The organism is Prosthecobacter vanneervenii, from assembly GCF_014203095.1.
Classification (GTDB): Bacteria; Verrucomicrobiota; Verrucomicrobiia; order Verrucomicrobiales; family Verrucomicrobiaceae; genus Prosthecobacter; species Prosthecobacter vanneervenii.
Genome location: NZ_JACHIG010000013.1, coordinates 27,469 through 47,818, shown reverse-complemented (window position 1 = coordinate 47,818; position 20,350 = coordinate 27,469). Strand labels below are relative to the sequence as shown.

At 62.5% G+C, this 20,350-nt stretch carries 16 protein-coding genes; all 16 read right to left on the bottom strand.

Annotated elements, in window-relative coordinates; all coding sequences use genetic code 11:
- Positions 1 to 248 precede the first annotated feature (248 nt).
- The 16 genes from HNQ65_RS22845 to HNQ65_RS22770 all read right to left on the bottom strand — a co-directional run bounded on the left by HNQ65_RS22845 (position 249) and on the right by HNQ65_RS22770 (position 20,074).
- Entirely contained in the window at positions 249 to 2,081 is a 1,833-nt protein-coding gene (locus HNQ65_RS22845; protein WP_184343433.1) for a heparinase II/III domain-containing protein, read from the bottom strand.
- Positions 2,081 to 4,213 (bottom strand): bi-domain-containing oxidoreductase, encoded by a 2,133-nt coding sequence (locus tag HNQ65_RS22840; protein WP_184343432.1) that lies wholly within the window; start codon positions 4,211 to 4,213, stop codon positions 2,081 to 2,083. Before HNQ65_RS22840 ends, HNQ65_RS22845 begins: the two co-directional genes overlap by 1 nt.
- A 397-nt stretch (positions 4,214 to 4,610) precedes the next feature.
- On the bottom strand, positions 4,611 to 5,375 hold the full coding sequence (locus HNQ65_RS22835; protein ID WP_184343430.1) for a WecB/TagA/CpsF family glycosyltransferase: 765 nt from the start codon (positions 5,373 to 5,375) through the stop codon (positions 4,611 to 4,613).
- 264 nt (positions 5,376 to 5,639) lie between these two features.
- A complete protein-coding gene (locus tag HNQ65_RS22830) occupies positions 5,640 to 7,004 on the bottom strand; it encodes a phenylacetate--CoA ligase family protein (protein WP_184343428.1) in 1,365 nt (454 codons plus the stop codon).
- Between the two features lie 596 nt (positions 7,005 to 7,600).
- On the bottom strand, positions 7,601 to 8,359 hold the full coding sequence (gene larB / locus HNQ65_RS22825; RefSeq protein WP_184343426.1) for a nickel pincer cofactor biosynthesis protein LarB: 759 nt from the start codon (positions 8,357 to 8,359) through the stop codon (positions 7,601 to 7,603).
- The gene (gene larE, locus HNQ65_RS22820) at positions 8,356 to 9,156 is read right to left on the bottom strand and encodes an ATP-dependent sacrificial sulfur transferase LarE (RefSeq protein WP_184343424.1); all 801 of its coding nucleotides are present in this window, start codon (positions 9,154 to 9,156) and stop codon (positions 8,356 to 8,358) included. Before larE ends, larB begins: the two co-directional genes overlap by 4 nt.
- Positions 9,153 to 9,839, bottom strand: a complete 687-nt coding sequence (locus HNQ65_RS22815; RefSeq protein WP_281382142.1) for an exosortase-associated EpsI family protein — start codon at positions 9,837 to 9,839, stop codon at positions 9,153 to 9,155. Before HNQ65_RS22815 ends, larE begins: the two co-directional genes overlap by 4 nt.
- 23 nt (positions 9,840 to 9,862) lie before the next feature.
- A complete protein-coding gene (locus HNQ65_RS22810; RefSeq protein ID WP_184343420.1) occupies positions 9,863 to 10,828 on the bottom strand; it encodes an exosortase/archaeosortase family protein in 966 nt (321 codons plus the stop codon).
- A complete protein-coding gene (locus HNQ65_RS22805) occupies positions 10,825 to 11,931 on the bottom strand; it encodes a glycosyltransferase family 4 protein (RefSeq protein ID WP_184343418.1) in 1,107 nt (368 codons plus the stop codon). The genes HNQ65_RS22810 and HNQ65_RS22805 overlap by 4 nt, the downstream gene beginning before the upstream one ends.
- On the bottom strand, positions 11,928 to 12,719 hold the full coding sequence (locus tag HNQ65_RS22800; RefSeq protein WP_184343416.1) for an FkbM family methyltransferase: 792 nt from the start codon (positions 12,717 to 12,719) through the stop codon (positions 11,928 to 11,930). Before HNQ65_RS22800 ends, HNQ65_RS22805 begins: the two co-directional genes overlap by 4 nt.
- Positions 12,720 to 12,730: 11 nt before the next feature.
- Entirely contained in the window at positions 12,731 to 13,936 is a 1,206-nt protein-coding gene (locus HNQ65_RS22795; RefSeq protein ID WP_184343414.1) for a glycosyltransferase family 4 protein, read from the bottom strand.
- On the bottom strand, positions 13,933 to 15,048 hold the full coding sequence (locus HNQ65_RS22790) for a glycosyltransferase family 4 protein (RefSeq protein ID WP_184343412.1): 1,116 nt from the start codon (positions 15,046 to 15,048) through the stop codon (positions 13,933 to 13,935). The genes HNQ65_RS22795 and HNQ65_RS22790 overlap by 4 nt, the downstream gene beginning before the upstream one ends.
- Positions 15,045 to 15,749, bottom strand: coding sequence for a class I SAM-dependent methyltransferase (locus tag HNQ65_RS22785; RefSeq protein WP_184343410.1), 705 nt, complete (start codon positions 15,747 to 15,749; stop codon positions 15,045 to 15,047). The genes HNQ65_RS22790 and HNQ65_RS22785 overlap by 4 nt, the downstream gene beginning before the upstream one ends.
- A 25-nt stretch (positions 15,750 to 15,774) precedes the next feature.
- Complete coding sequence (locus HNQ65_RS22780; RefSeq protein ID WP_221306261.1) at positions 15,775 to 16,818, bottom strand: acyltransferase family protein; 1,044 nt, start codon at positions 16,816 to 16,818, stop codon at positions 15,775 to 15,777.
- Positions 16,819 to 17,434: 616 nt separating this feature from the next.
- Positions 17,435 to 18,493, bottom strand: a complete 1,059-nt coding sequence (locus HNQ65_RS22775) for a glycosyltransferase family 4 protein (RefSeq protein WP_184343406.1) — start codon at positions 18,491 to 18,493, stop codon at positions 17,435 to 17,437.
- Between the two features lie 219 nt (positions 18,494 to 18,712).
- Positions 18,713 to 20,074, bottom strand: a complete 1,362-nt coding sequence (locus HNQ65_RS22770; RefSeq protein ID WP_184343404.1) for a flippase — start codon at positions 20,072 to 20,074, stop codon at positions 18,713 to 18,715.
- Positions 20,075 to 20,350: the final 276 nt, after the last annotated feature.

The following is a 20,350-nucleotide window of genomic DNA, read 5'->3' as shown; positions in this document are numbered from 1 at the left end:
GTCTCATCTTGGGCGGCAAACACTGCCCTCCCTCTCCCCGCCCCTGACACACACCAAGAAATAAACATCTCTTCGGGGAACCGGAGCGCAGCGGAGATGGACGGAGTCAAAGGACTGGGGTGAGGGGGCTCATGGCCATCCGAAACGTGAAAACACCACCTCGCTCACATCATTCGTCATTCACCCCTCGTCATTATTTCGTCATTCGGATTTACTCATTCGTCATTCCCACCATTTCCCCTCCCCCCTCACCCGCACTTCCGCCACACCGTCGTCATCGTCCCACGGAAAGTCACCCTCAGCGCCTGCGTCATCACCCGCTCACGAAAATGCGGCGATGCCTCGCACTCCACCACCTCGCAGCTCTCGATCCCATCTCCATTAAAGGTCACCCCCGCCGGAATCGCCTCCGCATGCCGGCACACAAAGCCCCTCGGCCGCTCCTGCTCCACACGCCATCCAGGCCCCAGTTGCCACGTGATCACATAGCTTTGCTCCGCCCCCACCTCATCGCAGATCTCCACCAGATCATGCGTCGCATGCACCGCACGCCTCACGCTTTCGCCTTCGCTTTCCAGGCTCATCACGCAGATTTCCTCATGCACCGCCAGCCCCGGCTTCTCATGATGATCCGCCCACAAAAACGCCCCCATCCGTCGCGGCGTCGCACGGCCTGACACCGGCACCGGTCCATTGTGCGCCTCCCACGCGGCCAGCTTCGCTCTCAGCGCCGCATTCCCGTAGTAGGCCCCCGTTCCCGGATCAATCACCAGCGCATGCTGCTCATACCACAGAGACACATGTAGCGCATCCAGATGCCCGTGCGACGCCATGCTGCCCAGGCCCAGCGCAGACGCATCGGCCCGCACCGTCCATCTTGCATCACGCCACAGCGCCTGCCCGCTCTCGTCATACGTCAGCCACTGGCCCCGCATCGCCGCCTTGATCCCCCTCGGTGGTTCCCCCAGCCAGAAGCGCAACGTCGCGCCCTCCGCCCGGTTCAGAAACCATCCGCGAAACTCCGCCGCCGCATTCATCCGCCTCAGCGTCAGCGGCAGCACCTGCGCATCATCCGAGTCTCCAAAGTCCCAGCTCTCCGGCGCTTCCACCGCATCCACAAAATACTGCGCCGCACGCGTCAGCCGCTCCATCACCTCCGGCTTGTATCCACCCGCCGCCAGTCCCGCATGCCAGCACATCTCCCACGCAAAAAGGTGGTAATGCAGCGCCTGCTCCAGATTGCCGCCATCCGTGGCGAACTGCCTCAAAATCTCCCCCTCCAGCAGCTCCTTCACCTCTTTCGCCGCACACGTCATCTTCTCCAGCCCCGGCCACCGCGCTGTCGCCATCACCAGCGCGCTCAGCTCGCCTATGAGATGATTGTTCGCCGATGACCCAAACGAGCGCCGCTTCCAGATCCACCACGCATGCGCAGGCACGATTCGCGCCGTCAGCGCATCTTGCCGCTGCACCAGTTCCCCGTCGCAGCACCCGCGCACGATCGCGTCAAACCAGCAGTAATTCATGAGCCTCAGCGCGGCCTCCAGCGGGCTCGTCCAGTTGATGCCTCGTCCCGGCGTGTTGCGCTCGCACCAGTCCTCCAGCCAGATCTGCGCCGTGCGGATCGCCTGCTCATCCCCGTTCAGCGCACTGTGCATCGCCAGTCGCGTCACCTCGTTCCAGCGGTTGATCTCCCAGATCGCCCTCGCATCCGCATCATGCTCCAGATGCCGGTGGTCCAGCTTGCGCGCGGGGATCTCCGGATCCACCACCACGCCCAGCGTGGCATCCCGGTGCCAGCACGGTGGCGCACCCACAGCCACGCTCTTCCAGCCAAACAGCTGCCACTCCCCGCTGATCAGCTTCTCCGCATCCGCCGCCAGCTGCTTGCCCAGCTCCGGCGGCACGCGTTCGCGCCACGGCAGCCTCGGCACCTCCAGGCAGCGCGCGTCCCACTTCTGGCCCGCCACCCGCCTCAGCTTCCCGGCCTCATTCCATCGGCCCAGCCGCTCCTTCACACGATGCACCACCTCCCCCGCGCTCATCGCGCGCAGCCGTTGCAGGTACCAGACAAGTGTCATCACAGTTCGATGCTCCTACCTTCGCGGATCGACTCCAGCACGGCAAACGTCAGCTTCATGCTTTGCCGCGCCTCCTCATACGGCAGCGGATGCACCGCCACGCCTTTCAGATACGCCAGCCACGCCGCCATTTCCTCCGCATGTCCCTTCGAGGCGTACTTCCTCACCGTCGTCTTCCGCTGTTTGAAAACCGAGAGCTTCATGAAGTTCTCACACTCCACCACCAGCCCGCTCGCAAACACCCGGAAAGTCTCTTTCGGATAGCTCACATCACCCTCCGCCGAGTACACCACCTGCGCCGCAGACCCGTCTGCATATTCGATCTGCGCCGTCACCGAGTCCGGCACCTTCGGCCGGCCCACCGTCTGCGCCGTCACCTTCACCGGCCGTCCCAGCACATGGCAGGCAAAGTCAAAGAAGTGGCACGCCTCCCCCAGCACACGTCCGCCGCTCTCCGCCACATTCGCATACCAGTGGTCCGGTGCCAGCACGCCCGCATTCACATGAAAGGCCAGCGTCTTCGGTCCTGACACCTTGCTCAGCACCTCCATCATCACCACCGTCGCAGGGGCAAAGCGTCGGTTGAATCCCACCATCACGCTCCCCTTCGACTCCACCACCGCAGCATCGATTTGTCCCAGCTCCTCCTGCGTCAGGCACAGCGGTTTTTCCACAAACACCTGCCTGCCCGCCTTCAGCGCCTTCAGCACCATCGCTGCGTGCAGATGATGCCGCGTCCCGATCATCACCGCCGCATCAGCAGTTCCGCCCTCCAGCACCTTCGCCGCATCCGTCTCCGCATGCGCAAAGCCAAACTTCTCCTTCACATGCCTTGCCGAGAGCCCCGTCGCATTCACGATCGTCCCCAGTGCCATCGGCCCCTTCACATGCGGCAGCAGCATCGTCCGTGCAAAGTTCCCCGCCCCGATCACATCCAGCCTCTCCACTCCGCTTTGCAGCCGCTCATTGGCACACTTCGGAAACTCAGCTTCATCCGGCCTGCACGCACGGGCGATTGAACCTCCGCCACCATACTCAATCACCACGCCCAGCTCGCTCTCCAGTTGGTCATACACACCCAGCACATCCTCAAACCCCACCCGCCTCGTCGTCACCGGCCTCAGATCCAGCTGTCCCGTGCGCATCAGCTCCAGGCACGCCTCAAAGTTCCGGTTCTCCGTCCACCGCACATGCCCGATCGGGTAGTCCTGCCCGCCCCACTCATACTGCAGGTCATATCGTCCCGGCCCATAGCTGCGCGAATACCGCACCTGAATGTCCTTCAGGTACGCCGTCTTCCACGAAAGCTCCGCGTCATAGATCCCCACGATCACCATCACGCCCCGGTCACGCAGGCACGCAATCGCGCTGTCCGCAGCGTCTCGTCCTTTCCCGCCCACGCACAGCAGCACCGCGTCCACGCCATGCCCGCACGTCCACGCGCGCACCTCATCCTCCAGCTTCGACTGCGCCGGATTCACCACCCGCTCCGCCCCCATATTCAGGGCAGTCTCCAGCCGCCCGGCCACAAAATCCGCGCTCATCACCCGCGCACCGGAGGCTTTGAGCAGGCTCGTCGCCAGCAGCCCCACCAGCCCCTGCCCCATCACCAGCACACGCTCACCCAGCCGTGCTCCACTTTGTCGCACCGCCTCCATCGAGATCGACGCCAGCGTCGTATACGCCCCCTGCCAGTCCTCCACCCCTTCCGGAATCGGAACCGCCAGCAGATCCGGCACCGCGATCATCTCCGCATGAAACGCACACTCCGCCCCGCCGCACGCCACCCGGTCCCCCACACGGAAGCGCGTGTTCAGCTCATCCACCGCCACCACCACGCCTGCGGCGGAATATCCCAGCGGCGTCGGCGACTCCAGCCGGTTGCGCACCTTCTCCATCGCCGCCTTCCAGCCCAGCGTCTTCGCCGTGTCGATCACCTTCTTCACCTGATCCGGCCGCGCCTTCGCCTTTTGCAGCAGCGACATCCGCGCCTGCTCCACCTTCATCCTCTCCGTCCCCGGAGAAATGACCGAGCACGTCGTCCTCACCAGAATTCCTCCCGGCGGTGCCACCGGCGCAGGTACCTCCTGCTGCTCCAGCCGTCCATCCTGATATTGGGCGAGTTGTTTCATTTTCGATCAATCGTTAAGCCACCCTAGCAAACTCACTTTCACACTCTCCGCAGCATTTATTCATCCACCCACAACCGCGCCCCCCATCCCCATTCATCAAAATTCGTGGATATTCGCGTTGAAAACATCCGCCACAGCGCCATCCCCGCCGCTGATCTCATCTTCCCCATCCAGTCACAGCGCCAAACTCGACCAGATGGCGTAGCCATCCCAGCCTGTAGCGAGGGGTTGAGCGAGGCGACACCCCTCGAACGCCAAGCATTCACGCTCATAAAGGCACTCGCATCGCGTAGCGATGCCAGCACTTACGTCCACTCCACTCTCCATCCTCACATTCACATCCCGCACAGCCAAACAAACATACGCCTCTTCCCCCCCACCAGCCGCTTCGCCCCCTTCACGAATGCGCCCGCCTCCATCTCTCGCCGAGAAACGCCAGCACAAACCGTGTGTTGTAAATCAGGTAACGTCCAAGCAGCCGCTTCGGCTCTTGAGACAGGCGGTACACCCAGGTTAGCCCACAGCGCTGCATCCATTTCGGCGCATAGCTCCGCAAGCCCGCCACCAGCGCAAACGCATCGCCCACCGCCAGAAAAACCCCGCGCTTAAACCGATGTCGGTTTTGCGCGATCCACGTCTCCTGCTTCACCCCTCCGAGAGCGATCCAGACAAAGTCAGCATCCGCCGCATTGATCTCGTCGATCAGCCGCGTCTCCGTCTCGTCATCCCAGCGCCCAAACGGCGGCGAAACCGCTCCCGCGATGCACACCTGCGGATTCAGCTCACGCGCTCGTTCCTCCAGCCTCTTCAGGCATTCTTTCGTGCCGCCAAAGAAATAGTGCTTCAGTCCCGCAGGAGCATGCCGCAGCACATGCTGCATAAAGTAGGGCCCGTACACACGCTCCTTGATGTCATGTCCATCCAGCTTCAAGCCCCACACCAGCGGCATTCCGTCTGGCAGCACCACATCAAAGCTTTTCAGCACTGCGGCAAAGTCAGCATTCGCCGCCGCCTCAGCCAGTAGGTGCGTGTTGGCCGCCGCCACCGCAGCCACGCCTCCGCATCGAGCCAGCGCCACCACATGGTTCAGCGCCTGTTCATAGTCGGTCACATCCAGCCGCGTTCCCAGCACAGTGCCATACATAGGTATAAAAGGATTCATCTTCTTTGATCTCAGCCCGCTGCCAGCTTGCTCACCAGCCACCTGCTCCTGCTAAATTTGTTTTTTCTCCACTTCATCCACCCTGCTCAGCGAGAGCATGAACACACATCTCCGGATGGCGTAGCCATCCCAGCCTGTAGCGAGGGGTTGAGCGTAGCGACACCCCTCGAACGCCAAGCATCCACGCTCACAAAGGCACTCGCATCGCGTAGCGATGCCAGCACTCACGTACCTGCCACTTCCTGCACGCACACGCTCCCTCATTCATCCTCCCATCAGCGTCACCAGCCACCTATGCTTCCCCGCCGGGGTCTTCTCCACCTCCTTCACCTCCCGCATCTCCAGCACAAAATCATCCCCCAGCTTCCGCATCAGCCCCGCATGCATCGCCCCCTCGGATTCTCGCTGCCACCGCGGCCCTGGCTGATACCGGCACTCCACCACGCCCGCGCGTTCCTGAAAAAACTGCACCGCCAGCAGCCCGTCAAAAATCCGGTCATGCATGTTGATCGCCGTCAGCGAAATCCGCCTTCCCGTCCCGCTCACCAGAAACTCATAATCCCGCCCCACCACCTCCGTCACCACCTCGTTCGTTACCTTCGCATAATCCCCCGTCCGATACCGCACCAGCGGCATCACGCGATTATGAAACGACGTCCCAATAATCTCCCGGTTCCCCTCCGCATCCGCTTCGCCAAACTCCACAAACCCATAAGTCGGCGAGAATTGCAGCTCGTTCGACTCCCGCCCCTGCGCCGCCAGCACGACGCGCTCGCTGTGCCCGTACCAGTGAAACACCCGCGCGCCAAAAAAGCCCTCCAGATAGCTCTGCGCTTCCGCACTCAGCTTCTCCGACCCACACAGCAGCGAAGTCAGCTCAAACCCAAGCCTCTGCCCCGTCTGCTCCAGCCCCCGAGCCAGCATCAGCGCCGCGCTGGGGTACGCATGCAGATGCTGCGGGCGGAATCGATTCAGCGCCTCCACATACTCAGGCAGCCGCTCCAGCGTCAGATGATACGACGATAAAATCAGCCAGTTCCGCGTCGCATCGTAATAGCTGATGTCCCCCGCCGACCGGCTCGAGGTCACCCCGCCTCGGATCACCGCCACCCGGTCCCCTGAGCGATACCCGCGTCTGGACCACTGCGCCTCCAGGTAGGCCTGCTCCTTCGGCCGGCTCACCCCCTTCTCCAGATAAAACCCCACCGGCACCCCGCTCGATCCACCCGTGGTGATATACAGCCTCCGCCCGGCATCACTCTCAGGATTCACCATCCGCTCCCGGTTCAAAAGGATGTCCTGCTTCGTCAGCAGCGGATAGTCCGCCAGTTGCTCCAGCGCCTCAAACTTCGCCGGATCCACTCCACACGCAGCAAACCGCTCCGCATAAAACGGCGCCTTCCCCGCAGCCATCAGCGACTCCCTCAAAGCCGCGATCTGATACCGCCTGATCGCCTCCGCATCCCACCCCTCCACCTCCCGCGCCTCACGCTGAAACCTCGCATACTCCGCACCATATCTCAGCGAAGCCGGAATCGCCCGATACACCCGCCCCACCAGCGACTTAATCACCTGCGGCGCTGCCTCATACATTTTGAGCAGCGGATAAAGCGCGTCTTCCAAGGACATGATCGTTAAGGACTACTTTTCAACAAGGATCAGACTCGCAAAACTTTGGCTCCGAAAGAGAAGGATTGTCTCGTAACCGCAAGTGTCGAGATTCATCCAATCAAGTGACGGTCAGCGATCCGCCGCAGCCTGCCGGCAACCAGGCAAGACAACCTCGCTCCGGGCTCCTGAAGGGAGCAAAGAAATTAGCCGGTGGTGAAGCGAAACCGCGAAGCGGTGCAGCGGAAACCACCGGACTCCGAAACAAACACAGTTCTCTTCAGGGGCGCATGCCGGAGGTATGCGAGAGATTTTCAGCCGCCCAGCAAGTTTCAGAAGGCCAGCGCATTCACACTTCTCATCGGGATAGGGTTCTCTTTCGCACAATCGCCCCGCATCCAGACCAGCCCCAAAGGGGCTGCGTAATTGAGCCCAGGGTCAGCCGAGCCTCAGCGAGGCAGACCCTGGGTATGTGCACACGAGACCCGGAAAAGCAAACCCACGACTTTCTTCACGCACCGAGTCCACCAGCAGCTTGTCCTTCGTAGCTTTAGCGAAGAATGGACGTCTGCCTCGCGCTCCGCCGCGCATTGGCTCCGCTGTCAGCCCGCGCCCCGCTACGCCTTCACCATCACATTCAGCATCCGTATCGCCGCCATCGCCGCGCCAAACCCATTGTCAATATTCACCACGCTCAACCCGCTCGCGCACGAGTTCAGCATGCCCAGCAGTGCCGCCACCCCCTGCAAATTCGCACCATAACCCACACTCGTCGGCACGGCGATCACCGGTGCCGCCACCAGCCCGCCCAGCACGCTCGGCAGCGCCCCCTCCATCCCCGCCACCGCGATCACGAGGCTCGCTGCCCGCACATCATCCAGCCTCGCCAGCAGCCGGTGCAGCCCCGCCACGCCCACATCCGTGATTCGTCTCACACTCACTCCCGCAAACTCCAGCGTCTGCGCCGCCTCCTCCGCCACCGGCACATCCGAAGTCCCTGCACACACCACCGCCACTGTCAGCGCTTTAAAATCACCGCTCATTCGTCCGATGCGGTACAGCCGCGACACACCATCATAGCTGCCCGTCGGAAACCGCTGCATCAGCATCTCGCCCGCCTCTGCATTCACTCGCGTCGCCAGCGCGCATCCATGCGCCGCCACCAGCGCGGCAAGCGCATCCGAGGTCTGCTCCAGCGTCTTTCCTTCCGCATACACGGCCTCGGGAAACCCCTGCCGTATCATCCGGTGCGTATCCGCCAGCACCTGCCCCGCCTCGGCAAAAGGCAGCACCCGCAGCCGCTCCAGCGCCTGCTCCGCGCTCAGCGTCCCCGCAGCCACCTGGCCCAGCAGCTCTCCCAGCTTCCCTTCGTTCATGCCGTCCGTCCTTTCAGCACTTCGTTCATGCTGCCAGACCTCAGCCCCGCCAGATCCAGCGTCACATACGTGTACCCCGTCGCACGCAGCGCATTCGTGATATCCTCCCTCTGTTGCAAAGCACGCATCAGATCTCCCTCCGGCACCTCCAGCCGTGCCACATCACCATGATGCCTCACCCGCAGCTCTCGAAACCCAAGGTCAAACAGCGCCGCCTCCGCCCGCTCGATCTGCGATAGCAGCCTCGGCGTCACACTCGTGCCATACGGTACGCGGGAGGCCAGACACGCTGCCGCTGGCTTGTCCCAGTTCGGCAGCCCCAGCGCCTTCGCCGCTTCTCTCACATCCTTCTTGCTGAAGCCCAGATCATGCAGCGGGCTCAGGATTTTCAGCTCCCGCGCCGCCGCTCTCCCCGGCCGCACATCCAGCGTGTCCTCCGCATTCATCCCGTCCAGCACATGCATGATGTCATGCTGCTCCGCATACTTCCGCAGCGCACGGTACACATGATCCTTGCAGAAGTAGCAGCGGCTCGGCGCATTCGCCTGATACGCCGGATCCTCCACCTCCAGCGTCGGCAGCATTTCCAGCCTCGCACCCATCGACTTCGCCAGCGCCACCGCCTCATCCTTCTCGCTCTGCGGCAGGCTGGGCGATACCGCCAGCAGCGCCACCACATTCTTTCTCCCCAGCGCATCCAGGCAGGCCTTCAGCACCAGCGTGCTGTCCACCCCTCCCGAGTAGGCCACAGCCACACGCCCCAGTGGGCGCAGATGATCGAGCAGCTTTTGAATCATGGTGCGTTCATCAAATCCTTCTGAATCCTCGGCGCAAGGCTGCGGATCAGCGAAAGAATCATTTTCACCGTCTCCTCGTCATCGCGCTTTCTCTCACCGCTCTGCTGTGGCGACAGGTTGTCCGTCACCCTCGCCATCACAGACGGGTACGCCCAGCGGTGGTTCACATTCCGCAGCACGCTGTCCTTCAGGCTGATCAGCTGCCTCTCCAGATTGCTCGGCGTGCTGATGTCATCCCCCACAAACCAGTACATATAGTGCGCCCTCAGCGGCAGCTTCGTCCGGTCGGGCATCAAAACTTCACGCTGAATGCTCAGGTCTTTCACCTTCAAGACCGCCCCCGAGTTCATCTTCACCTCACGCACCACCGCGCTGGTGATCGTCCACCCCTGCCCGTCCAGACACACTTCAGGCCGGTGAATGCTCCGCGTGTCATTCCCCGCGATCACCAGCGAGGCATGCGCCAGATCTGCGCCCCCTTGCCCCCTCCCTGGCGTGTGGTACGCCCGCTTCACGATGATCGTGTCAGCCGGCAGCAGTTCTCGCTCCCTCTCGCTCGCCTCCTCTTTGTCACCCACAAATTCCCCCGCCACCATCGGCAGCTCAGCCAGCACCCCGGCCGCGCCCTCTCCTTTCGGCTGCGGCGAAAACTGACACAGCAGGACCGTCATCCCGCACAGCATTAAAACGATGACCGCTCTCGTTGTCATATCACCTGCGCCGACACCTGACGTGAAACCGTTCGCGACCGCCCGCCTCTCATCCCGTCACAGCAGCGGTTCAGCAGCCATGAAACCGCCTGCAGCAGCATCAGCGCCACCAGAAACACCACGATGCCTGTCAGCTCATGAAACGTGGACACCTCCTTCTCCGCATCTCCGATCGCCCACTGCTGCCCAAACATCATCGCCGCAAAAATCAGCACCAAAATGCGCACCATGTTCGCCACGATCGCGATGGGCAGGATCGTGCTGAAAAGCACCGCCCGCCTCCACATCACCCGCTGTCGGAAATAGCTGAAAAGCACCCCCACCACCAGCAGCGCAAACAGCGACCTCATCCCCGAGCACGGCGCGGCGATCCCCACGCTGAAAAGCTGCCCTGCTTTCCTCCCCAGCTCCACATTCGGCATCGACTGCAGCGCCGTCCCCGCCACCAGCGACTCCACACCCACGCCGTTCAGTACAAAGCCCGTGGTCTTCACCATCATGAGCCTCATCTGGTAGCCCAGGCTCTCCTCCAGAAACGGCAGCGGCCACATGAAACCCAGCACCAGCCACGCAAACAACCTTCTCCTCGCTCGCTCCTTCCCCTCCAGCCACACCGCCGCTCCCGCCACCAACGTCATGATCCCCGCATAGCCGCAGTAAAACACATTCGCCCTGAACCCCGCAAAGTACAGAAACAGCCCAAACAAAATCAATCCCATCCCCCAGGCGCTGCTCTTCTCAGGCAGCCGCGCCGTTTCCTCCCGCCGCTGCCACAGCAGATAGCCCGCGATAAACGGCACCAGCGCCCCATGCTGCCACGTCGCATTCCGCCACTGCATCATGAGTTCTTGAAAAATCGTGCGCCGGAAAGGCCCGTACCCCGCCGCATACGGCTGCACCACCATCAGCAGCACCAGCCCGGCGGCCACGAGGCACCACGATATGACACCACGGCGCTTCATGCTCGTTTCAGTTGTTGGCGGTAAACTCCCATCACCGTCTCAAAGTGCCGCTTCCACGTCCACTCGTCCACGCGTTTGCGTCCCAGCTCACGGCGCTTCGCATGCTCCTCGTCATTTTCCAGCATCATCAAAAGCTGCCGTGCCGCCGACTCAGGCTGCCCTTCATCATAATACAGCGCCGCATCACCACCCGCCTCCGGGTTCGCCGTCAGCCGGTTCGTCACCACCGTGCACCCGGCCGCCATCGCCTCCGGAATCACAAACGTCAGCCCCTCCAGCGTCGAAGAAAAAATCAGCACTCGCGCCGCCTGATACGCCGCCACCAGATCCTCTCCAAAAATCGGCCCCAGCTCCACAAACCCATCCTCCCCAGTCACCGCCACGATCTCCCGCCTCAGCCCCTCCGGCAGTCGTTCCCCTGCTCGCACAAAGCAACAATGCCGCTGCTCAAACGCCCCGCGCATCCGCTCAAACATCCCCGGCAGAGACTCCAGGTTCTTACGCTTCACCGCGCTCCCCACCGACAAAATCACCCCCGGCATTCCCGCCAGCCTCCGCCTCACCGCATTGTCCTCCGCCACCTTCTTCTGAAAAGCCGCCGCATCCACTCCCGGCACCGCCACCGTCACCCTCTCCTGCTCGATCCCCAGCATCGTCCCCAGCTTCCTCCGCGTCTCTTCCGAAATCGAGATCACATGATCCGCCAGCCGCAGGTTCTGCACCGTGCGTCGAAACCTCTCCACCTGTGCCGCACTCAGCGCCCCCGGATCCTCCAGCGGCACCAGGTCAAACACCGTCACCACCTTCCGCGCACTTCGCGGCAGATGCCTCAGCAGATGCGCATAGCTATGATCCAGCACATGGCACAGCGGCGCGCGCACTCGTTTCGCCCGCAAAGGATACGCCACATACTTTTCAAACATCCGCTGCATCCTCGTTCCTTCCGCCGACTTCATCGGCGCTGCTCCTTTCAGCACACAACCGATCCTCACATCATCAGGCGGCGCTTCACACACCACCCTCTCCAGCTCGCGCCAGTATCGGTCCATGCTCGCCCATCCTTCCAGCGGCGATGCCGGCAGCCACATCACGTCAGCACTCATGTTTCCGGCTTCTCCCATGCTTCCACAATATGCAGATCTCCCTGCCGACTCTCCACGCATCGGAAGCCCGCCCCCTCCAGCGCCCTTCTCCCGCGCTCGATCATCTCCATCCCGATCAGCGGCGGATGCCACTCCAAAATGATCAGCCTCATCCCGCGCCACGCCTCTCCTTCACCCAAAATCACCTGCTGCTCCGCCCCCTCCACATCCATCACCAGCACATCAAACGGCCCCCGCTTCGCACACAGATCCTCCAGCGTGCAGCTCGCCACCATCTCCATCTTCCCGGCCTTCTCACCCTCCGCACGCGTGCTCGTCAGCAGTCCATGCGACACATCCAGCGCCACCGGATTCCCATCTCCGATCGCCGCATGCATCACCGAAAATCGCCCTCCGTTCCGCTCGCGGTTCCTCTCCAGAAACGGCACCAGCTCCGCATTCGCCTCCAGCACCACATGCCCCTCCGGCGCCGCCAGCCTGCGATTGATCGTCATCGACACAATCCCGAGACACCCGCCCAGCTCGCACACCCGGTCCTCCGCTCGGATCAGCTTCTGGCAAAATTCCCTCTCCGGCGCTTCGTAATCATCAAACCAATACGTCGCCAGCGAGCTCCAGCTCCGTCCTTCCAGCGGCACCTCAAACACCATACCACCCAGATGAAACCGTCGGCGGAAGATCAAAAACGCCAGCCCCAGCAGCGGATTCGCCCGCAGCGTCAGGCACAGCCCCAGCGCAGGCGGCAGCGCATCGCGCACAGCCCGTCGTAGCTTTTCAAAAAAAGACATAGCCTCCATCTTCAGCTCACGAGCCTCCTCTTCTTCAGGTTCTTCAGCAGAAAATCACTCCACGTCCGCCCCAGCGCCTCATGCGTGTAGTTCGCCAGCGTCCGCTGCCGCTGCGCCTCCGCCAGCCTCTCTCTGCCCTCATCATCACGCACCCACCGCGCCATCACATCCGCCAGCGCCTTCGCATCCGAATGCGCAAACACCGCCTCCTCCATCCCGATCACCTCCGGGATCGCCCCGCTCGCAGAGCCCAGCGTCGCCACACGCGCCGCCATCGCCTCGATCAGCACATGCCCAAACTGCTCCTCCCACACGCTCGGTCCCTCGTGCACCGGTTTGCTCGCCAGTACAAACAGGTCCAGGCTACGCATAAACTCCGCCACCTCACGGTGCGGCCTCGGCGCCAGCACATCCAGCCACCGCTTCTCCGCCCGCATCGCCTTCAGCTCATCATCCATCAGCCCGTGCCCCAGCAGCGCCAGCCGCACGTCACGCTCCGGCATCAGCGCACGCACCTCCTCCACCGCAGCCAGCAGCTCGCGGATTCCCTTTTCGGCATTCAGCCTTCCGCAAAACCCGACCAGAAATCCCTCTTTCGCTACACCCAGCTTCACCCGCAGTTCAGCCTTCTCAGCCGCAGTCGCCGGGCGAAAATCCGCACTCTCCACCCCCAGCTGCGCCGCCACCAGATTCATCTCCGCCTTCGCCCCATGCTTCAGCAGGATCGCACGGCACGCCTGGTTGCCCGAGATTGAAAAATCATGCGTGCATGCAGCCAGCCGGTAGATCACCGACAGCACACCGCCCTTCAGCCCGCACCGCTCGACGTTCTCCCACGTAAACTCACCAAACATCGCCCACGGCTGCATCATCCGCGTCATCGCCCACACCTGCCACCGGATCAGCCCCCACGGCTCGCTGTCCACCAGCACCACATCATACGCCTTCTCGCGCATCACCCGGCTCAGCCCTTCATGCACATACCGGGTGATGCCCGCGCGCCTCGGCCACACCGGCAGCCGCACCAGTTCATACCGCGGTTCATGATCCTCCTTCTCAAACACCGCCAGCGGCAGCCCAAAAAGCTTCGTCTCATTCAGCTCCCACGTCACACACGTCACTTCAAAATCATCCGCCAGCGGATTCAGCTTCCTCCGGTTAAAGGCGGTCGCATACATGTGCCCCACCATCAGCAGCCTCGGTTTTCCCGCACTCATGCCGCCGCCTCCTTCAGCATCTCATCCAGCCGCACCGCATACGTCTCGCTGTCGATCGCATGCTTCATCATCGCCTTCTGCGGCTTCCAGCTCCCATCTAAAAACTCCGCCAGCACATTCGCCGCTCCCTTTGCATCAAACGGGATCTGCCTTCCGTTCCCCCCTTCTTCCAGGATCATCTCCGCCCCATGATGCGGCGTCAGAAAAAGCGGTAGCCCGCATGCCGCCGCCTCCACCTCCACCAGCGCAAACGCCTCCGAATAGGAAGGAAACAGAAACGCATCCGCAGCCGCAAAGTAGCGCTCCACATCCGTCACCATCCCCGTGTAGCTGATCCACTCGCACTCTTCTCCCAGCTCCTTCTTCAGCGCCGCCAGCCGCGCAGGCGTTCCGCCCACCACCAGCAGCCGCGCTTCCGGGTGCTTCACACGCAGCTCCTTCATCGCTTCCACCGCCAGAAAAAATCCCTTCCGCCGGTAGTGCCCCGTGCTCGCAAAGACAAACACCCGCTGCGCCTCTTCATACCCCAGCCGCCTGCGCGTCTCACCTCGAAACGCATCCCTCACTCCCGCATGAAACCGCCTCGGATCATAGCTGTTTGGCAGCAGGCGCACATTCAGCGCAGCGTTCTCCTCGCGCAGATCATTCGCCACCGCCTCAGATACCGCCATCACCACCCGCGCCGTCGTCCGGCGGAAAAAGCGCCGCGCCACCCACAGCCCCAGCGCATTCACCGCACGTTCATACACATCGCGCATCGACTCCATCCCCAGCACCCGCTGCCGTCTCTCCCAGTCAAACGGGGAGAACTGCACCAGACACGCATCGCAGTTAGGCTCATACGGCGAGATGCTCATCACCACATCCGCCACCCGACCCAGTTGCCGGTGCCGCCTCTGCGCCCACCAGCCAAACACATGCAGCCCCAGCGCCGGCACATTCCCCACACGCGGCAGCTTCACCACTCGATCCACTGGCAGCCCTTCATCACATTCCCAGCACCACACCTCGATGCTCCATCCTCGCTGCACCAAAAACGGCAGCGCCAGCACCACCCCGCGCATCGACGGGCTGGAGACGCTCACATTCGGATCAATGATCAGCAGCTTCAATGCGTCCGCTCCTTGCGGAAAAGAGTCAGGATTCCAAACGGCGTTCCGGCCTTGCGCTCCGCCGCACTCAGGTGCGTCTCCACATCCGCCCACGCCACGGGCATAAACACACCGCGCATCGGCATCTTCCACGCCGCCAGCAGGCGGTCCGTTGTGCCTCGCACCAGAAAGTAGTCCGTATGCAGCGCCGTCATTCCATACGGCGCAAACAGCGCCGCCATCTCTTCCGCCGTGTAGCCTTCACGGCAGTGGTCATCATTCGGAAACGGCTCCGGCGGATGCGGCACCGTGATCACCGCATGCCCTCCCGGCTTCAATATCCGGCACAGCTCCGCCGCCGCCTTCTCATGCTCAGCGATGTGCTCGATCACCTGCGTGCTCATCACCAGGTCCACCGACTCATCCTCCAGCGGCACCTCCAGAAGCGAGCCCCGGATCAGCCTCGCCCTCGGCTCATCACCCAGGTTCTCCTCCAGCCTCGCAAAATTCTGCGCATCATACTCCAGCGCGATCACCTTCTGCGCAAAGCCCGCCTTCAGCGCCAGCCGCAGAAACTCTCCAGACCCCGCCCCTCCGTCAAACAACGTTCCTCCCGTCGGCACCTTCAAAAAAGCATCCCTCACCCTCGGCCACTCCACGCGATATCGCAGCGTGTTCGCAGTCAGAAGATAGCGTCGTAAAAATCGGCGTAGCAGTTTCATCGAATATGAGAAGCTCAGTTTAAATTCATACATGCACCATCACCGGCTCGGCCCCACCACCGCCCAGCCTTCGTCGCCAGCGCTGCACTGGCCCGTCCACAAGCCATAGCATCACGGCAGACACCACCAGCGTCCCCACCAGCGCCATCCCCGTGTCCATCAGCTTGTGCAGCGCCGTCGCATCCGCCGGCCTCAAATGATAAACCACGCTCCGGAACCACCAGTGAAACAGATACACCGGATACGCCAGATCCCCGATCCAGCGATCCAGCTTCGAGGACTTCACCCTCACGCTTCGCAGCACCAGCGGCAGAAACGCCACCCCGATCCCCATCATCAGCAGCGCCTGAGCACACCTCACTTCAGGTGGCGCGGCATCCGTCACATGCAGGCTGCTGAGCAGCGGCCTCACACTCGGCACGGCCACCAGCACCGCCACTACAAAAACTGGCCCCCACTGCAGCATACCAGCCCATGGCATCGGCGGCCTCATCCGCCACAGCATCCCCGCCAGGAAAAACCCCGCATGCGGCAGCACCGTGGCCGCGCTCAACGCCGTGCCTGTATGAAACATCCACGCACCAAGGGCCATCATCACACCCACCAGCCCCCACGCCGCCACACGAGGCAGCCTCCCAGCCAGCAGCGCCAGAAACGGTGCCAGCAGGTAAAACTGCATCTCCACATCCAGCGACCACTGCTGCGGCAGCACCAGCCCTGCGCTCGCACTTCCTGCGATCAATCCCTGCGCCGCCCACCACAGGAGTCCGCTGCTTGCCGGGGACGTCACCCCCAGCATCGCATCAATGAAAGCCTGCCCGCAGATCGCAATGATGAGCAGCGGCGCGATCCTCAGCCACCGGCTCACCACAAAGCCCGCATAGCGCCTCACCCCATCACCACCCTGCTGCTCCCACAGCCCCGCAATCCAGTACCCGCTCAGCGCAAAAAACGACGCCACCGCAGGTGCCCCAATCGCCAGCGCACTGAAGTGGCTGACAAAAACCACCATCGCCAGCAGCAGCCGCGTCACCCCAGGTCCAAGACCAGCTCTCAAGAAGGTCACCATGAATGCCAACTGTTTAACGCGATCTTCGCTCTCACCCTATACCACGATGCGTTGATAACTGTTCGATTCTCTTCCCGCCCAAGCACTCCTTGTTTCACCAACCCCAAAGGGGTTGCGTAATTGAGCCCAGGGTCAGCCAGCTTGTCCTCCGAAGCTCGTAGAGCGAAGGAGGAAGCCTCAGCGAGGCGACCCTGGGTCTGCAAGCCACCGACTGGGAAGCAAATCCAAGACCTTGTTCTCCCACCTCGTTCACCAGCAGCGTCTGCCTTGCGCTCCGCCGCACATCGCCCCCCGCTTTCAGAACGCGCTCCAATACGACTCCGCTCCCCCAAGTCTTCCGCAGCAAACTCTCCCTCTGAGACAGCCCCGTTTTCACAGATGGTGGTATTAGACTTGGCTTCACTCTTCTCAGCCCCAAAGGGGCGGCCTATCGCAGCCCAGGGCAAAGCGAGCCTCAGCGAGCGACGCCCTAGGTTCTCAACCAGCTGACAGGGAAGCAAACCCAAGACTTTCTCCGCTCGCCGCGCACTCCAGCAGCGACCTCAACGCACCGCCGCTGCCATAGCACCACTCCGCATGCCAACAATACAACGAGACTCTCAAAAACATCCCCCCATCATGCCATCAAAGCCGCGCACGCCACCGGATGTCCCAGCGCCGCATGAAAATGACTCACAAACTTCTCCGCCACCGCCTCGGCCCGGTGGCGCTCCAGATGCCCGCACAGCGCCGCATCTTCACAATCCGGCAGCGGCGCCTCCAGCAGCGGCCCCAGCACGCGCGCCAGATCCTCCGCATTTCCGTTTTCAAAATAGCTCGCGAAAGGCCCTCCCGCATCCTTCAGCCCGCCACCGGCAGACGCCACCACTCGGCACCCCGACGCCAGCCCTTCCAGCGCCACGATGCCAAACGGCTCCTGCCACGTGGACGGCACCACCAGGATCCTCGCGCGCCGCATCTCTTCAGCGATCTCCTCCGAGTTCCTCCCTCCCAGAAACGTCACCTTTTCCGCCAGCCCCAGGCTCGCAGCTTCCTGCCGCCACTCCGGCAGCAGGCTGGCTCCATCTTGCACTTCATCCCCCACCACACGCAGGTGCACCGCTCGCCCCTGCGCACTCAGGATGGCCAGCGCACGCAGCAGCACATCCAGCCCCTTCGCACGCACCAGCCTTCCCACAAACAGCACCTGATTCGGCCTCGCCTCCTCTTCTCCGGGCAGATGAAACACCGCCTCATCATACGGATTCCCGATCACGATCCCATGCCCGCCCCAGCTCTTTCGGATCACCTCGCTGCACGCCACCGGATGACTGCACGCCGCGATCCATCGCTGCATATTCCGGGAGAGCGACACCTGCGGCGTATCCGCAAAATGCGTCTGATGGCTGATGATGCACGGCCGCCTGAAAAGCATGAAGGGCCAGATCATCTTCAGGCTCACCTCCATTTGGAATACCACGTCACACCAGCGTGCCGCACTCAGCAGATCCGCCGTCGTCGGCATCCGGATCGTCGGGCAGTCAGCCTCGGGCGCATCGCTCCCATCTGCAGCCGTCCGCGTCAGCAGCCTCACCTCATGCCCCTGCCGCTGCCACGCATTCGCCAGCAGCCTCACGATCACCGGCACCCCGCCCTTCAGCGGAAAAAACAACCGCGATGTCATCGCAATCTTCATTCAATCACTCGCAGTCACACAGCACCCACTTCATCACTCGCAGCTCGCGGGCCAAAGGCCCGCAGGACTCAGCCCAGGGCGCAGCGTAGCAAGCCCTGGGTTTGCACATGTCATCCACATTCCTCCAAAAGGTCGCGCTCTGAAGGAGCGCAGGAAATTCCCCGCAGGCCCCATGACACCACGATTCATTGAAAAACGTCTGTTCACTCCATCGCCCCCTCAAATCTTCCCCGTTCCCCCAAACGCCCCCGCATCCCCGCGCCTCGGCAGCGGCATCAGCAGCGCGCCCAGCGCCACCAGCCCCACACCCCGCGTCGCAGGCACCAGCACCGGCACAATGGCATACGCACTCACCGCCGCCATCACGCTCGCCAGAGCCGCACCCGCAGCCCCCATTCTTGGGATCAGCACCAGGTTCAGCACCACATCCAGCACCAGCGCCACCACCAAAATCATGAGCAGCCACCGCAGCCTACGCTCAATCGTCAGCCGGCACTGCGTCACCGCCCCCAGCATCGCTGGCACCAGCAGAAACGCATGCACCGCCAGCACCGCCGCCGCAGGCTGGTACGCCGCACCAAACACAATCGCGATGATCCAGGTACTCATCCCGGAAATCCCCAGCGCCAGGCACCAGCCCGCACACACCGTCAGCCGCGTGCACGCCGCGCTCTGCCGCGCATACACAGCGGCATCCTCATGAAACGACCTCACCAGCACCGGGCTGAAAACCGTCACCATCATCCCGCTTAAAAACATCAGGCTCTCCGTAATCGAAGACGCCGCCGTGAAAAATCCCACCTCCCCCTCGCCCTTCAGCGCACGCAGCATGATCACATCAATGCGCGACATGAAAGTCACCAGACACGCCGCCACCAGCGCCGGCAGAGACTCCGCCAGCACCGCCCACCCGCTCCGCCAGTCAGCCTTCCACTTCCTCACGCTCCCGCCCTTCTTCAAATAGGCCCGCACAGACACCAGCGTCACGGTCGAAAAAGATAGCACATCCGCCCACGCAATCCGGATCACACTCCATCCCGAGAGGCTGCACAGCACCTGCCACAGCCGGTACACCAGCGTGCCCGCCGTGTTCGCCAGCGCCACCTCGCGTGTGTCCAGCTTAGCCTGAAACCACAGCGCCACAGGCGCAGGAAACATCAGGCACATCCTCAGCCCGATCACCGCCGCCGCCATCCGCAGAGGCAGGGGTCCTTGATCCACCCACATCAGGTAGCACACCAGCAGCAGCCAGCTCGCCGTTCCCGTCACCGCCAGCACACACGCCGTGCCTCCCAGAATGCCCGCTTCATTCTCCGGGTGGCTTTTCAGATGCCGGATAAAAACCGTCCCATCCACGCCCATCGACGCCACGCCAAACAACACCGCCAGCGCTTGCGCCTCCGCCAGCAGCCCAGTTTGAGTCGGCCCCAGTTGCCGCGCCACCAGCCCCGTCGCAGCCACGCCCAGCAGAATCACAAACACCTTCTGCGCCCCCAGCCACCCCAGGTTCGCCACCAGCCTCCGCAGCAGCGATCCCCCTCCCGCCTTCGCGGACTCAGTTACTGTGGCTGAAGCATCCATATCTACCAAAACTTCACTCAAAACAAAACATCATCTCGGCATCACATCACACCGCTCATCAGCTTGCCCCCAGCAGATGGCGTAGCCATCCCAGCCTGTAGCGAGGAGTTGAGCGCAGCGACACCCCTCGAATGCAAACCTCTCTGAACATATGAAGCCCCTCCCATCGCGTAACGATGCCAGCACTTGTCCCCCTGTCACACTCATCGCCATGCCCAAAAACAGACGCATCTCCCAAGCTGTCTCATATCACAACCACGCCCCCAATCCGCATTC